Origin of the sequence: Methylomonas sp. AM2-LC (assembly GCF_039904985.1) — a bacterium.
Lineage (GTDB): Bacteria > Pseudomonadota > Gammaproteobacteria > Methylococcales > Methylomonadaceae > Methylomonas.
Genome location: NZ_CP157005.1, coordinates 3,403,015 through 3,417,693, shown reverse-complemented (window position 1 = coordinate 3,417,693; position 14,679 = coordinate 3,403,015). Strand labels below are relative to the sequence as shown.

The 14,679-nt window shown below is 43.1% G+C and carries 12 protein-coding genes; 10 read left to right on the top strand and 2 right to left on the bottom strand.

What is annotated here, in order from left to right; genetic code table 11:
• Positions 1–6 precede the first annotated feature (6 nt).
• Positions 7–2,391, top strand: a complete 2,385-nt coding sequence (locus ABH008_RS15240; protein ID WP_347986469.1) for an EAL domain-containing protein — start codon at positions 7–9, stop codon at positions 2,389–2,391.
• 975 nt (positions 2,392–3,366) lie between these two features.
• Here ABH008_RS15240 and ABH008_RS15235 read toward each other — a convergent pair.
• Positions 3,367–3,609, bottom strand: coding sequence for a hypothetical protein (locus tag ABH008_RS15235; protein WP_347986468.1), 243 nt, complete (start codon positions 3,607–3,609; stop codon positions 3,367–3,369).
• A 318-nt stretch (positions 3,610–3,927) separates the two neighbouring features.
• Here ABH008_RS15235 and ABH008_RS15230 point away from each other — a divergent pair, with 318 nt between their 5' ends.
• The 8 genes from ABH008_RS15230 to ABH008_RS15195 all read left to right on the top strand — a co-directional run bounded on the left by ABH008_RS15230 (position 3,928) and on the right by ABH008_RS15195 (position 12,654).
• Entirely contained in the window at positions 3,928–4,947 is a 1,020-nt protein-coding gene (locus ABH008_RS15230; protein WP_347986467.1) for an OmpA family protein, read from the top strand.
• Positions 4,948–5,316: 369 nt separating this feature from the next.
• Positions 5,317–5,748, top strand: coding sequence for a BON domain-containing protein (locus ABH008_RS15225; RefSeq protein ID WP_347986466.1), 432 nt, complete (start codon positions 5,317–5,319; stop codon positions 5,746–5,748).
• A 2-nt stretch (positions 5,749–5,750) separates the two neighbouring features.
• On the top strand, positions 5,751–6,887 hold the full coding sequence (locus tag ABH008_RS15220) for a DUF1207 domain-containing protein (RefSeq protein ID WP_347986465.1): 1,137 nt from the start codon (positions 5,751–5,753) through the stop codon (positions 6,885–6,887).
• A gap of 117 nt (positions 6,888–7,004) precedes the next feature.
• Positions 7,005–7,484, top strand: coding sequence for a Spy/CpxP family protein refolding chaperone (locus tag ABH008_RS15215; protein WP_347986464.1), 480 nt, complete (start codon positions 7,005–7,007; stop codon positions 7,482–7,484).
• Positions 7,481–7,879 (top strand): hypothetical protein, encoded by a 399-nt coding sequence (locus tag ABH008_RS15210; protein WP_347986463.1) that lies wholly within the window; start codon positions 7,481–7,483, stop codon positions 7,877–7,879. The genes ABH008_RS15215 and ABH008_RS15210 overlap by 4 nt, the downstream gene beginning before the upstream one ends.
• Positions 7,880–8,331: 452 nt before the next feature.
• Complete coding sequence (locus ABH008_RS15205) at positions 8,332–8,703, top strand: hypothetical protein (protein WP_347986462.1); 372 nt, start codon at positions 8,332–8,334, stop codon at positions 8,701–8,703.
• A 209-nt stretch (positions 8,704–8,912) separates the two neighbouring features.
• Positions 8,913–11,459: an alpha-glucan family phosphorylase gene (gene glgP / locus ABH008_RS15200; protein ID WP_347986461.1), complete on the top strand. Its 2,547-nt coding sequence runs from the start codon at positions 8,913–8,915 to the stop codon at positions 11,457–11,459.
• A 10-nt stretch (positions 11,460–11,469) separates the two neighbouring features.
• On the top strand, positions 11,470–12,654 hold the full coding sequence (locus tag ABH008_RS15195) for an acetate/propionate family kinase (protein ID WP_347986460.1): 1,185 nt from the start codon (positions 11,470–11,472) through the stop codon (positions 12,652–12,654).
• 464 nt (positions 12,655–13,118) lie between these two features.
• Here ABH008_RS15195 and ABH008_RS15190 read toward each other — a convergent pair whose 3' ends face one another.
• Positions 13,119–13,565: a hypothetical protein gene (locus tag ABH008_RS15190; protein WP_347986459.1), complete on the bottom strand. Its 447-nt coding sequence runs from the start codon at positions 13,563–13,565 to the stop codon at positions 13,119–13,121.
• A gap of 353 nt (positions 13,566–13,918) precedes the next feature.
• Between ABH008_RS15190 and ABH008_RS15185 the strand changes: the two genes are divergently transcribed.
• Positions 13,919–14,662 (top strand): PRC-barrel domain-containing protein, encoded by a 744-nt coding sequence (locus tag ABH008_RS15185; RefSeq protein ID WP_347986458.1) that lies wholly within the window; start codon positions 13,919–13,921, stop codon positions 14,660–14,662.
• The last annotated feature ends 17 nt before the right edge of the window (positions 14,663–14,679 follow it).

Here is a 14,679-nt window from a genome sequence, read left to right as displayed (position 1 = left end):
CGCACTATGAATAAGCGTGATTTTCCCCCTGTTCAGCAAGGTAAGATTTTACCAGAAAATTCAGATTTGCAGATTGAAGAGACTGATGCTACTCAGCTTTCAATCCGAGACGCTTTGCGCGTATCCGAAAGCCGTTACCGACGCCTGTTTGAAACCGCACAGGATGGCATACTATTATTGAATGCCGTGTCAGCCCAGATTGAAGACGTTAATCCTTTTCTGATTAATATGCTGGGTTATTCACATCAGGAATTTCTAGGTAAAAAACTCTGGGAAGTAGGTGCTTTTGCCGACATTGCGCAAAGTAAAGAAATGTTCGCGGCCTTGCAAAATGAAGGGTATGTCCGTTATGACAATTTACCCTTGAAAACCCGCGCTGGAAAGCGCATGCAAGTTGAATTCGTTTCTAATAGTTATGATTGTGATGGTATCAAAGTGATACAGTGTAATATTCGTGATATTAGTGAGCGAAGTGAATTGGATGGTAAAGTCCAGAGGCACACACAACTTTATGCCGCCTTAAGTCAATGTAATAAAGCGATTGTGCATTGTAAAAACAAGGAAGACTTGTTTCTGCAAATATGTCAGGCTGCAGTTGATTTTGGTGGCATGCATATGGCTTTTATTGGTCTGTTAGATGAGCAAACCACTTGTCTGCATAGCGTGGTTAGTATCAGTGACAGTGCCGCTAATCTGTCTGCTATAGAAACCAGTTTGGTAACCGACAGTCAATACGGGCATGCGCCTATCAATACTGCCGTTCAAGAAAAACGTCCGGTTTGGTGTCAGGATTTTGCGCATGATCCGCTTATGCTGCCGTGGCGAGAACTCAGTGAACAGCGGAAATGGGCAGCTTCTGCGTCATTACCCTTATTTAATAATCAGATCGTGATCGGTGCTTTCGTACTGTTTTCGTCTGAAGTTAACGCCTTTGATGAGGCTGCCCGTAATCTGCTGATTGAAATGTCGGGAGATATCGGCTTTGCGCTGGATAATTTGAACCGTGAAATTCAGCGCAAGCAGGCTGAAGATGAGATAGAACATCTGGCTTATTATGACGCACTGACATCGCTACCCAATCGTCGTTTACTGCACAATCGCTTGCAGCAGCGCTTGCTTAACCTTGCTTTACATGAGCATTATGGCGCTGTTTTGATGCTGGATCTGGATAATTTCAAGAATCTGAACGATACCATGGGGCATAATTTTGGCGATCTATTATTGATAGAAGTAGCTCTGCGCTTAAAGGCATGTGTAAGCGCTATTGATACAGTCGCACGTTTAGGTGGTGACGAATTTATTGTAGTTTTAACCGAATTGCATGCAATTTCGGCGCAAGCCGCTAATGAGTCCGAAGTCATTGCTAACCGGATTTTAGCCGCACTGAGCGAACCTTACTGGCTGAATGGCTACCAATACCATGGCTCTGCCAGTATTGGTATCACTCTTTTTATCAACCATGATGCTATTGAGGCCGAACTACTTAAGCGTACCGATACCGCTATGTACCAAGCGAAAGGCAGTGGTGGCAATGCCTGGCGATTTTACGATCCAGCCATGCAGGCAGCGCTGGAAGCACGTACCGTTTTAACACGCGACTTACGTTGTGCTTTGGCAGAAAATCAATTCAGTCTTTATTATCAGATGCAGGTTGATCAACATCAGACTATATTTGCGGCAGAAGCCTTGTTACGTTGGCAGCATCCGCTCCGTGGTTTAGTGTTGCCGGGTGATTTTATTCCCTTGGCTGAAGAAATGGGCTTAATAAAACAGATCGGACACTGGGTATTGGAAACAGCCTGTATGCAGTTGAAGTGTTGGGAAACAAATCCACTATTATGCGATTTAAAACTGGCAGTCAATGTCAGCACTCGTCAGTTTTACCAGCCAGATTTTGTTGAACAAGTGAAATCTGTACTTGAAAAAATCAGCATTGATCCAAAAATGCTCAAGCTGGAAGTGACCGAGAGCGTGGTTATGGATGATATAGATGACACCATATTTAAAATGCATGCACTTAGAGAGTGTGGTGTTCATTTCTCTCTAGATGACTTTGGTACTGGCTATTCATCGCTATCTTATCTTACCCAGTTACCGTTGGATCAGTTTAAAATTGACCGATCTTTCGTACACAATATTGGTTTGCGCCAAGAGGATGCTGTCATAGTTCAAACCATCATTGGTATGGCACATAATTTAGGTATGGATGTGATTGCGGAAGGGGTTGAGACGGAAGCACAACGCTCTTTTCTAGAGCTACATGGTTGCTGGCGCTATCAAGGCTATTTGTTTAGTAGGCCAGTGCCAATTTCAGAGTTTGAAAAATCAGTTAATCTTTCAGGATGCAAACATATTCACAACAGAATTGACATACTGGCAGAGTTTAACTAGCGATGAGCTTTGCTAAGCTTTAAGTTTAAATTTACGTCTTATTGTATATAGACAGCCCAATAAAATCATCAGTATTAACCATGTAGTGATAGCTGGAAGATAAGTGTTTGAATTTACTGTGGCGATGTCTGGGGACGACGGTATAGCGGCTATGTAATAGGTCTGTGAAAGTTGTAGGGGATTAGTATATTGGGGAAATAAGCCAGACCCATGCGTATGGGTGTTTATCAAGTTGGTTGACTGCTTAGATCCAATTTCATTGCTGTTAAGCCAGTAACTCTGCGAATTATTGAGTTCAGAAAAAGCAGAGGTAGAGCTTGCCGTATGATAAGTAGTATTTAGGTTTATAGGCGCAAACCTGCCAGTCTGATTCAGTACAGAATCAAATGAAACAAGGTTAATCGCAGTCGATAGCGATTTATCAGGCATCTGCGTAGTAAACACATGCCAGGCTTATCAGCCAAACAATCGCTAATGCATTGAGTAAAAATGGTATTTTCATGGCTTGGTTTAATGTTGAATTATAAATCGACATGATTGTTAAGCGCTTAGCTGCTATTCAGGTCGTAGTTAGAAACTATCAAAACTATGGAGTATCGAGCGCCTGGTTTTAAGCATAACGAGTGCCGGTAAAAAACATTGAAAGTCGGTAAAAAAAATACCTTCCGATTTACTGAAAGGTATTTCACTTATTGAACGACTTGCCTGGTGCTCAGGTAGATTGGAGTCGTTCCGACAGCTTAAACACGCACACTGCCAGTGTAATAATTCTCTAGCATCGAGTTTACTTACCTTGAGTTTATTTAATTACGAATAAATCCGTACCTACAGCTTTACCCCGATAGTCATTCTTAGCAGGCTAATTGCTTAGCGGGTAGCGGAAACTTCATGAGGACAATTTGAGTTACGCCGCATAATTTATCTATGCCTATAAATGCTATGTGGATTTAAATGCAAGTATTGATCTTTAATTAATTACTTTTGATTATGCGTTTTCGCATAATCTTTGCAACATTCTGCTGCATGTTCTTCTGCTTGTGCGGAATGACCCGCTGCTATTTGAGCATGGTGTGCAGCTGTTTTGTGGTCACCAGCGCCGTGTTGTTTGGCCGCTTCTACATGTTGTTTTGCTGCATGGGTATGGTGTTCTGCCGCTTTTTCATGGTGTTCTTGTAATGCAACTTTACCTGCTTCTTCTTTCAATTGTGCCTGTGACATAGTCTTTCCTTATTAAATAATTAGAAACGTTTGTGAATACTGAATTCACGCTTGCATGATAAGGACGTGTAGAGTGTTTTACCGTTCGTTGTCGAACATAGTCGTGCATACCTCATAATGATGCCATACCCAGATTGGGTAGATTTTGATTTAGCAGCCAAATTTTTAAATGATGACCTATGTTCGGTAACGCACAGAAAAGTGAATATTATTGCGGGTATGGTGCATGTAAGATTCATTTAACTTGCCAATGTTTGCATGAGCAATCAATTAGCAAGTAGGGGAATCACATTTTAATAACCAGGAAGGAAATACATTATGCTGAAACAAACGCTCACTATTGCCTCATTTCTCAGTGTGGGTTTTATACCGTTAGCGCATGCTGTCGATCAAACCCCAGATGACCGCTGGTATATTGCGCCCTTTGCCAGCTTTGTGCAAACTGGTGGCGACCGCAGAGCTGATCAGGGTTGGGGCGGCGGTATGGGCATTGGTAAAATTATTGATAGACATTTTAATGTTGAATTGAAAGGTTTTTACGATGGTTTTAATGGTCATAACGGAACTTGGAGTTTGACCGGTGGTACCGCTGACTTACAATATTATTTCGTTCGCGATACTTTCTCTCCATATGCGGTTGTGGCTGCGGGTGGAATGAATAGCTGTGTCGGAGGCAATTGCGGTGCAGGGGTTATAGGCGAAGCCGGATTGGGTTTTACCTATGAACTGAATGATAACTTTTTATTGCGCAGTGATGTCCGTTATCGTTATAACAATAATCTGAATAACCATGTGCAAGCGGGCACTGACCAATTTAACGATATGACAGTTAATGTTGGTTTTGTCATTCCGTTTGGCGAAAAACCAAAACAAGTTGCCAAGGCTGTAGTTCGTCCTGAACCAGTGGTTACGGCACCTGTACCCGTAGCGAAACCTGTTGATCCATGTCACGGTAGACATTATAAAAGCAGTAAAGTGGATGCCAATGGATGTCCTCTAAAAATTGTGCTGAAAGGTGAGCATTTCAAATATGATTCTGCCGAGTTATTGCCTCCTGCCAAGGAAATTTTGGATAGTTTGGCCACTGATCTGGTGAACGATCCACAGAAAACCGAAATTGAAGCACGTGGTTATGCCAGTAGCGAAGGTGGTGCAGCCTACAATGTGCGATTGTCGGAAAGGCGTGCAAGTTCGGTGATTAGTTATCTCAAATCAAAAGGCGTTACCAATAAATTGATTGCAAAAGGCTTTGGTATTGAAAATCCGATTGCTGATAATAGCACCGAAGCAGGTCGTTCTGAAAATCGTCGTGTTGAATTAATCTGGATCGAAAACTGATACGCAACGACTTAATATACTAGCTTGCCGCTAATAAAGTAAGTTAATGTCGGATGGGCAGAAAAATACTTCACTTAGGCTAAAAAAGTGCTTAGCGTCTAATCAACTATCTAAAAATCCTCTATAGCCCCTTTGTTTAAAAGGGGTTTTCAACCCCGCTTTTTTCTTAATTTTTTTACACAGGCTATTATTTGTCAAGGCATTTAAACGCCTGCGTCAACTTATGTACGATGCCGTACAGAACAGCGTCTGGCGAATGACTAAACTCTATTCCCAGTAGATAAAACTGTGCCGATCAATGCGTCTTTATCAACGCGTTGTACCCGTTTTTTACAACACCTTTCATTCCACCTAATTTAGGAAAATATCATGAATACGTTTAAAGCCAATTATTTCAGAAGACTACTGGCTATTACCTTTTTAAGCGCCTTAGTTGCTATGACAGCTTGTGATCAAAAAGGCCCAGCGGAAAAGGCGGGTCAGAAAATTGATCAAGTGACCGAAAAAGCAGGTAAAGATCTGGAAAACGCAAAAACGTCAGTCGCTAAAGATGCCACAACTGCCGGTAACTATATGGATGATGCCATGATTACCGCTAAAGTGAAAGAGACCTTGGTTGCTGACGATTTATTGAAAGCAACGCAAATTGAAGTAACGACTGTAGATGGCGTGGTTAAATTAAACGGTATTTTGAGTTCAGAGCAACTGATCGGCAGAGCAATCACTCTGGTGACTAGTCAGAAGTATGTGAAATCAGTCGTCAATGAACTGCAGTTCAGTGCTGGCGAAGTGGCTAAATAAATATGCAAACTTTTCAATTAAGTCTGCTAACCAGCATGATGCTAATTTACAGTGGTTTAGCAAATGCCATCTCAACTGATGATGCTTATCTTGCTGGTTATGCCAATGCGGTTTTGCATCATGAGCTAAAACAGGAACTACCCCCCGTAGAGGTTAAAGATGGGGTGATATCTATGCCTGTTACTGCCTTGAATACAGATGATCAAAATAAAGCGGCAAAATTATTGTCAGCAATACCGGGTGTTAAGGCTGTCAACATTTACCAGACTAGTGGCGGACCAGCAGGAACATCTGGCGCTGCAGCCGTTCAGACGTTTGATAATGCTGCTACCGTTAAGACACAACAAATTTTGCCAACCGGTATATTGCCCGTAGGCTTATTATTTAAACCCTTTCTGGCAGACCCGCGCTGGTCACATTTTTCGGTAGCCTATCGCAGTTATCAGCCTAAAAACTTTGCTGGTGGAAATAATGCTTCGGTAAGTTTTGGTGAAACCATGCCGTTTTATCGCGCTAACTTGGGTAATTCCGGTGCGCAATGGGAAACAGGAATGCAGGCCGGGGTATTTAGTGATTTTAATTTGGATACCCAATCAAAAAATCTGGTCAATTCTGATTTTACGGTGGCTGGTTATGGCAGTATACGCAATGGGGCATTTTCAGCTTTTGGTCGCTTTTATCATCAGAGTTCGCATGTGGGTGATGAGTTTTTAATTGCGCAATTTCTGCGAAATACGCATTTTCAGCGGGTAAATCTGAGTTATGAAGGACTAGATTTAAAATTGTCTTACGCTTTACCTTATGGGCTGCGCGTTTATGGTGGTGGCACTGGTCTGATTGATAAAGACCCCAGCACTCTCAAAACCTGGGCGACAGAATATGGGTTGGAGTTTAGAAGCCCCTGGATTATGGACCTAGCTGCCATGCGCCCCATTTTTGCCGCTGATGTTAAAAATTTCGAGCAGAACCATTGGGGCTCGGATATATCAGTCAGAGCTGGTGTTGAGTTTGATAATACTCAGGTGTGGGGGCGTAAATTACAGATTCTGGCAGAATATTTTGATGGCAACTCTCCCATAGGCCAGTTTTATCAAACTAAAGTGCAGTATGTGGGCTTAGGCATGCATTTTCATTTTTAGTGTCACTATGTCGCTTAACGAACTGAACTTGGCTCTATCAGTGTTGATAATGACACTATGAATTTTCCATACTGTCAAAGTCATGGGGATAAAAGTACTAATTATACGGAGTATAAAATGATAACAAATGTTAATCGACACACTATCGCTAATAAACGATTGCTGATGGCAATTGCTTTGCTGTTTGGTTTGAGTCTATCTGCGGGTTTTGCAATAGCTGATGAAAAGCATCAAGAGGAACGGCTTACGACTCGTATCAAAAATATGCATGCCAAACTAAATATTACACCAGATCAGGAAGAAAAATGGTCTAGGGTCGATACCAGTATGCGTGAAGATGCAAAAATCATGGATACTCTTACACAAGCAAGGCATGATCATGCTAAGCAAATGACGGCTATTGATGATTTAAATTCCTATGCGGAAATTACCACTGCACATGCGGATGGAATCAAGAAGCTGATACCGCTATTTACAGCACTATATGACAGTATGTCAGATGCACAGAAAAAAAGTGCTGATGCTTTGTTTCAACATGGCGATCATCATTTTCACCAACATAAGCAGGGTGAAAAGAAACAGGATGATCAGTCATGATCAAAAGTGCCCGCTCGGTATTCTTTATTCCAAACTCGATTTACTTAATGCTTGCCCTATTTTTAAAGAGTGCATTTTCTATTAATAGCCGCTCAAAACTGTCGAGACAGCCGCTATCAATAACAACCAAGCAACTGACGATAATCACCATTGTCATAACGGTAAGTTGTTTATCCATACCGGCTGCGTTTGCAGAACATGGTCACGAACATGGACATGAGCGCGGTGAAGAACACGGCAATTGGAACGGTAGAGGCCGAGGTGGTAATGCCTATGGATACGGTAACGGTTATGGCTATGGTTATGCTCAACCCGTTTATGCTCCGCCTCCTGTTTACATGGTGCCTCCACAATCGCCGGGTATTAATTTGATTTTACCATTGAATTTCCGATAGTTTTTATGAAATCAATAGTTTAATTCTCGATAGGGTGCGTTGTCTCCAAGTACTTAGAGTAAATTGTTATTTATAAATTCGCCAAGTTTAAACGCGCGTAGGCAATATTACGCTCACGCGTTAAGGTCTTTTCATTCGTGTTGTTACGAAAAACATAAGTCCATACTCATTCCCCTATATCTAATCATGAAATTGATTTGGCCAGCTTATCTAGCTAAATCAGTAGCGGTTTTATCCAAATGATTAAGCGGTGATGAGTTTGATAGTTTGTGTATCCGTTTCAAATGAATGGTTAAGCAATTGTTCTGTAGCTGTCGAAAAATGAGCGGGTAGAAGTCACTTCCAAAAGCTAATTTTTCGAGAATATTCAAAATTAAATTATGTCTAATATTCACATGCCTCTCAATTTACTAGAAACCGAATTAGCTGTTATAAACATTTATCAGCAGGTTATGAAAAAAACATCTTCCAATGTCAACAAGGGCGAATCAGAATCCTTAATGTGCATTTATTTAGGCCATAAAGCGGCTGCCGTTAGCTTAGAAGCCGAAATAGGTGAGCAAGGTTCGACACTCTGCGCAAACAAGACTAAGACTGATGCTTTGGCGTCAGTAGTTTCGGGTACCCGCTGCCGTATTAGCAGGAAAAAGGCTTTAAGGCAATTACTGACAGGTGAAGAAAGCGTCACCGCACAATATAACAAAATGCTGCTAAGTAACCGATTGCCGTTATATATGCGCTGCTTGATAGAATGGAAATTACTTTTAGTTCAGCAATCGCATCAGCGTATTGTTGGTCAGTTACTAGATGCGGCTATTGCTTGATTTCTAAGTTTTTTTATTACCCACGATTGCAATCCAACCTAAGTACGTTGCCGAACAGACCTATTGAGCTATTGCGTTTACTGTGAGGCTATAGGCTTTTGGGCTATAAATCCGGGGTTTACATTATCTTGTATAAACAACCCATTTTTGACGATGATCCCCGCTTACACGCGTAGTGCTGGCAATAATATTAAAGGTAAGCTTAAATCATGTTGAATCAAACCCGTGTTAGTCACCCTATCTATAATCTTTTGCCGGTAGAAATCGAGGGTTTTGATTGTTTGGCCGAGTTGGCATTAAACATGCGTTGGGCTTGGAATCACTCAACTGACGGTGTATGGCGGCAATTAGATCATGAATTATGGGAAATTACGCATAACCCTTGGGTAGTGCTGCAAACCGTATCGCGTGATCGTATCGAGTGCTTACTGGCTGATCCAGTGTTTCGCCACAAAGTCGACGATCTTCTCAAAACTAGACGTTTGGCTCTGGCCGCCCCGGCCTGGTTTCAAGAGCAACATGCCGATAGTACTTTAGGCTGTATTGCCTATTTCAGCATGGAATTTATGCTGAGCGAATCGCTGCCCATTTATTCGGGTGGTTTAGGCAATGTAGCTGGTGACCAGTTAAAAGCGGCCAGTGATCTGGGGGTACCGATAGTCGGTGTCGGCTTACTCTATCAACAAGGCTATTTTCGGCAATTGATAGATAAACAGGGTGAGCAGCAGGCGTTGTTTCCGTATAACGATCCAGGACAATTACCCATTACGCCAGTTAGACATGCCAACGGTGAATGGTTACGTCTGGAAATTAGTTTCCATGGTTATAAAGTATGGTTAAGGACCTGGCAAGTTGAGGTGGGTAGGGTAAAACTCTATTTGCTGGATAGTAATGATGCCGCTAATTTTCCTGAACATAGAGGCATTACCAGTGAGTTGTATGGTGGTGATATTGAGCTGCGTCTTAAACAAGAATTGTTGTTAGGTATAGGTGGCTGGCGATTGCTGGCCGCGCTGGGTATTAAACCCGATGTCTGTCACCTGAACGAAGGGCATGCCGCGTTTGCGGTATTGGAACGTGCCTATTGCTATATGCAACAGACTGGTCATGCATTTGCTGTAGCACTTGCCGCAACGCGAGCTGGTAACCTGTTTACAACGCATACCGCAGTGGCTGCGGGCTTTGATCGTTTTGAACCAGCACTGATAGCGCAATACCTGGCGGGCTATGCCGAGCATAAACTGGGTATTAGTTTGCACCAGTTGCTAGCCTTGGGGCGACAAAACCCTGATGATGAGTCCGAGCCATTTAATATGGCGTACTTGGCCATTCGTGGTAGCGGGGCGGTCAATGCAGTCAGTCAGTTACACGGTAAAGTCAGTCGTCATTTATTTAACAATTTGTTTCCACATTGGCCGCCGGAAGAAGTACCGGTTGGCTATGTCACCAATGGTGTACATATGCCAACCTGGGATTCAGTTGCGGCCGATGAACTTTGGACGGAAGCCTGCGGTAAAGAACGCTGGTTAGGTACTACGGTTAATCTGGAGCAAGATATTCGTAAGCTTTCTGATCAGCGGCTTTGGGAGTTTCGTATTGCCGCCAGCGAATCATTTGTATCCTTAGTACGTAAACAACTTAGCCGGCAACGTGCCTTAGCGGGTACTTCGGTTGAAGTCCTGGTCGAAGCAAAGCATATTTTTGATCCTAATGTGTTGACGTTGGGTTTTGCACGACGTTTTGCCACTTACAAAAGACCTAATTTATTGCTACAAGACCCAGAGCGTTTGCTGAGACTGCTAACTAATGCCCAAAGACCGGTACAACTGATTTTGGCTGGAAAAGCGCATCCGGCCGATAAAGCCGGCTGCGCTTTAATTAAGGAATGGAATCAGTTTATTCAGCGCCCCGAAGTGAGCAGACATGTTGTTTTTCTGGCAGATTACGATATGCATTTGACCAGCCATCTGGTACAGGGGGTTGATGTGTGGCTGAATACACCGCTCAGACCTTGGGAAGCCTGTGGAACGAGCGGTATGAAAGTGTTGGTTAATGGTGGACTAAATCTATCTGAACTGGATGGCTGGTGGGCAGAAGCTTATTCCCCCGCAGTTGGTTGGGCGTTGGGAGATCGGCGTGAGCACACTGGTGATACAGGACTGGATGCTTACGAGGCGAATTGTCTTTACGAATTATTAGAACGTGAAGTCATTCCAGAGTTTTATGATCGTGATGAGAACAATATACCTAACCGCTGGGTGAATCGCATGCGGGAAAGTATGGCACAGCTAACCCCACGTTTCTCTGCCAGCCGCGCCGTTTGTGAATATACAACCCAACATTATCTGCCAGCTGCCAATGCCTATCACGAGCGTTGTGAGAATAATAGTGTCAACGCGCTGAAAATGGTCGATTGGCAACAAAGCCTGACACAAAACTGGCAGCATTTACGTTTTGTTGACTTGACTGTCACCAGTGATGAAACACAGTATGAGTTTAGTTTACAGTTGTTTCTGGGAGAGATTGATCCCAGCGCTATCAGCGTAGAACTGTTTGCTGATGGTAGCGATGCGGATACTATCGAACGTCATACTATGCAGAGAGTTAGAGCTGACACCTTCGTAAACAGTAGCGCGTTTTATAAGGCGGTTATAGCGCGAAATCGTTCGCTGACTGATTATACACCTAGAGTTATACCTTGCTGTGCGGGTGTATCAATACCGTTGGAATGTCAGCACATTTTATGGAAACCATAGGGAGTAAATTATGAACAATATTCATTCTGACATCTTAGCCTTGAATGGAGGCGCTAGCAGTATCAAGTTTGCGCTATTTGCGTCTTCGGACTTTGGATTGGAACGTAAATTATCGGGAAAAATTGAGCGTATGGGCATGAACGGCACGCATTTAAGCTTTATTGACAGTACCGCAGAACAACCGCAAACACTCAGTATCAGCGTGACTGATTATCAATCGGCCGCACGTTTTTTGTTTGATTGGTTTGAGAAACAGCAACTATTTGCAACGCTGGGTGCCATTGGTCATCGAGTCATTCAGGGGATGCAGCATGCCGAGTCCGAATTGGTAACCCCAGATTTGCTGGATGAATTAAGACTGATGCTACCCTTTGGGCAGGAGCAACTGCGTAACGAGATTGAAATGATAGTGACACTACGTGATCGCTATCCGCATCTGCGGCAAGTAGCCTGTTTTGATACGGCTTTCCATCATGAAATGCCCTTAATAGCTAAATGGTTGCCTATTCCACGTCGTTATTTGGCAAAGGGTGTGCAACGTTATGGGTTTTACGGTTTAGCTTATATCTCATTATTGGCAGAATTGCGGCAGCTGGGTGATCCTGCGGCTATTGAAGGACGTGTAATTTTAGCCCATCTTGGCGCAGGCTCTAGTTTGGCCGCGGTACTGAATGGCAAAAGTATTGATACCAGCATGGGGTTTACACCGACATCGGGTTTGCCCATGAGTACCCGTTCCGGCGACTTGGATCCAGAGTTGAGTGCTTATCTGGCGCATATAGAGAAAATGACTCCCGCTCAATTTTCACATATGGTCAACCACGAATCCGGCCTGCTAGGTGTGTCGGAATTGAGTGCCGATATGTGCGATTTACTGGCCGCAGAACCTGATGACACGCGCGCGGCCGAAGCCGTTGCACTGTACTGTTATCAGGTGAAAAAATGGATAGGCGGTTTTGCCGCAGCATTGGGTGGTATAGATACGCTGGTCTTCTCTGGTGGTATTGGCGAAAATGCACCCTTGATACGTACTCACATTTGCGAGGGCCTGGAGTTTCTAGGTATTGAGCTAGACGCTAACCGCAATCAGGCTGCATCTGGGTTAATATCGAAAGATAACAGTAAGGTATCTGTGCGCGTTATCCGCACCGATGAAGAATTAACCATTGCCCATGCTACCTTACGTTTTGCGTGAAACAAGGCCATATTCGCACTCAATAAATCGTTGGTTTTTCATAGGGTGGAATAGGTGCAAACCGTATTCCACCGATTGAAGTCAATCGCCGTATAATTAAGGTAATGCTGTCATAATATCCCTTAGAATATGATTGCGAAACAGATTGCTTATCAAGTATTTAAGAAAATGCCGCCATGATTATAATAGCGATTCATGCGCTAAAAGTATTCGTAAACAAAAGATGCCTACCATATACGCAATACGCTTCGCTATTGACGCCCTATGAGGCAACCGCTTTGATAATTGCGGCTTATGGCCTTAATAAAAAATGCTTTCATTTATTGAATCCGATTTTTACCACACCTCCAAATTTGATACGATCTGCGTATTTGTGTTCTTGTCCATAGCGAGTAAACATACTTTTGGTAAGAAAGTTGGCCATTTGAAGATGTGTAGGAAAAGTGAATTGCCCCCAATTAGGATCAAAGAAAATTGCATACCGCTTCCCTAAAATCCATAGCCATAGCATGAGGGTATTTACCAAAAATGTTGATGCTACGCAGTTTTCCCATTCCCACTTTGTCACTAGACAAGGTAAACCAAGGTCCAACACTGAACACGTTGGCACTTGGCAATGTTTCCAAATGTGCCCCGGTGCATTCAAGTCCTGCCCCGACCAATTGAGCTTTGATGTAGCTGACCTGTGTACCAATGTCCTGCTCACCCAGTGATTTATATTCATCGGCCATCGCTTTAACAATGGAGGTATTCACTTGCTGACCAGGCAAGATTAACTCCGACAAAAAGTTTTTACCATTTGCTCGCCCCTTGATCCACCTAATACTCATAGAGCGGCAAAGACCACCACTTTCTCCGGCGTCACTCAGCGCTTCTTTGAGGACCCCTGTAGCTTGAGAAAACAATGTCATAGATGAACAACCCAGCAGCCATCGCCTCTCGTCTAATCTGGCCAGAAGCGTCCCATTGTGATTTGAATTCCCGTGGCATTGCAAGCTTCTCCGATTATTATAAAATCCACATTTAGTCTAATTATACCAAACTAGACTAATTTTAAATTATCAAGAAATCACAACGCTTTTTTTGAATGCAGTCAAAATATCAATGTGGTTAGACTCGGTTGAGTGTGACCCCATTGGTTTTCGATGAAAATACCCACTTCCAATTCTGGCTCAGTTATCTAGCTTTGTACGCTGTCGAACAGACTGCCTGACGGCAAAGGCGGAATAATCAGGTTACTAGTAATTGCCACGGGAGTACTCTTATGTTATACAAAGCCAAAACTCTAAAAGGTTATCAATTAAACAGTCTGGATGGCGACATAGGGAAGATAGAGGAATTCTATTTTGATGATCGATTCTGGACAATACGTTATCTGGTTGCTAATGCAGGCAGCTGGCTAACTGGCAGGCAGGTGTTGATTTCACCGTATGCTTTGGTTGCTGTCAATCGTGAGCGCGAAGATATTGCCATTCATTTGACACAAAAGCAGATAGAAGAAAGTCCATCCTTAAGTAGCCATAAACCGGTATCCAAGCAATTCGAGGAAGATTACTATCAGTATTATGGTTGGCCTTTGTATTGGGATGGGCCTTATATGTGGGGTTATTATCCTCGTATTGAACGTGACGCTAACAAATGGCAAACGCCTGAACATGCTGAAAAAGGCTGGGATCCGCATTTACGCAGCACTCAAGCTGTCAGTGGTTATCGCGTCCATGCCTTAGATGGTGAAATTGGCCACATTGACGATTTTATCATTGATGATGAAACCTGGACGATACGCTATCTGGTGCTGGCTACCCATAACTGGTGGCCAGGCGAAAATGTGCTGATTTCTGCTGAATGGATAGAACGCATCAGCTGGGATGAATCGACAATTTATATCAATCTTTACAAAGCTAACATTATAGAATCTCCTGAATATTCGCCTGAGATACTGCTGGATAGAGCGTATGAGGTCAGATTGCATCGACATTACGAGCGCGAAGGTTATTGGGATAATTGATAGCTTAAGCAACCACT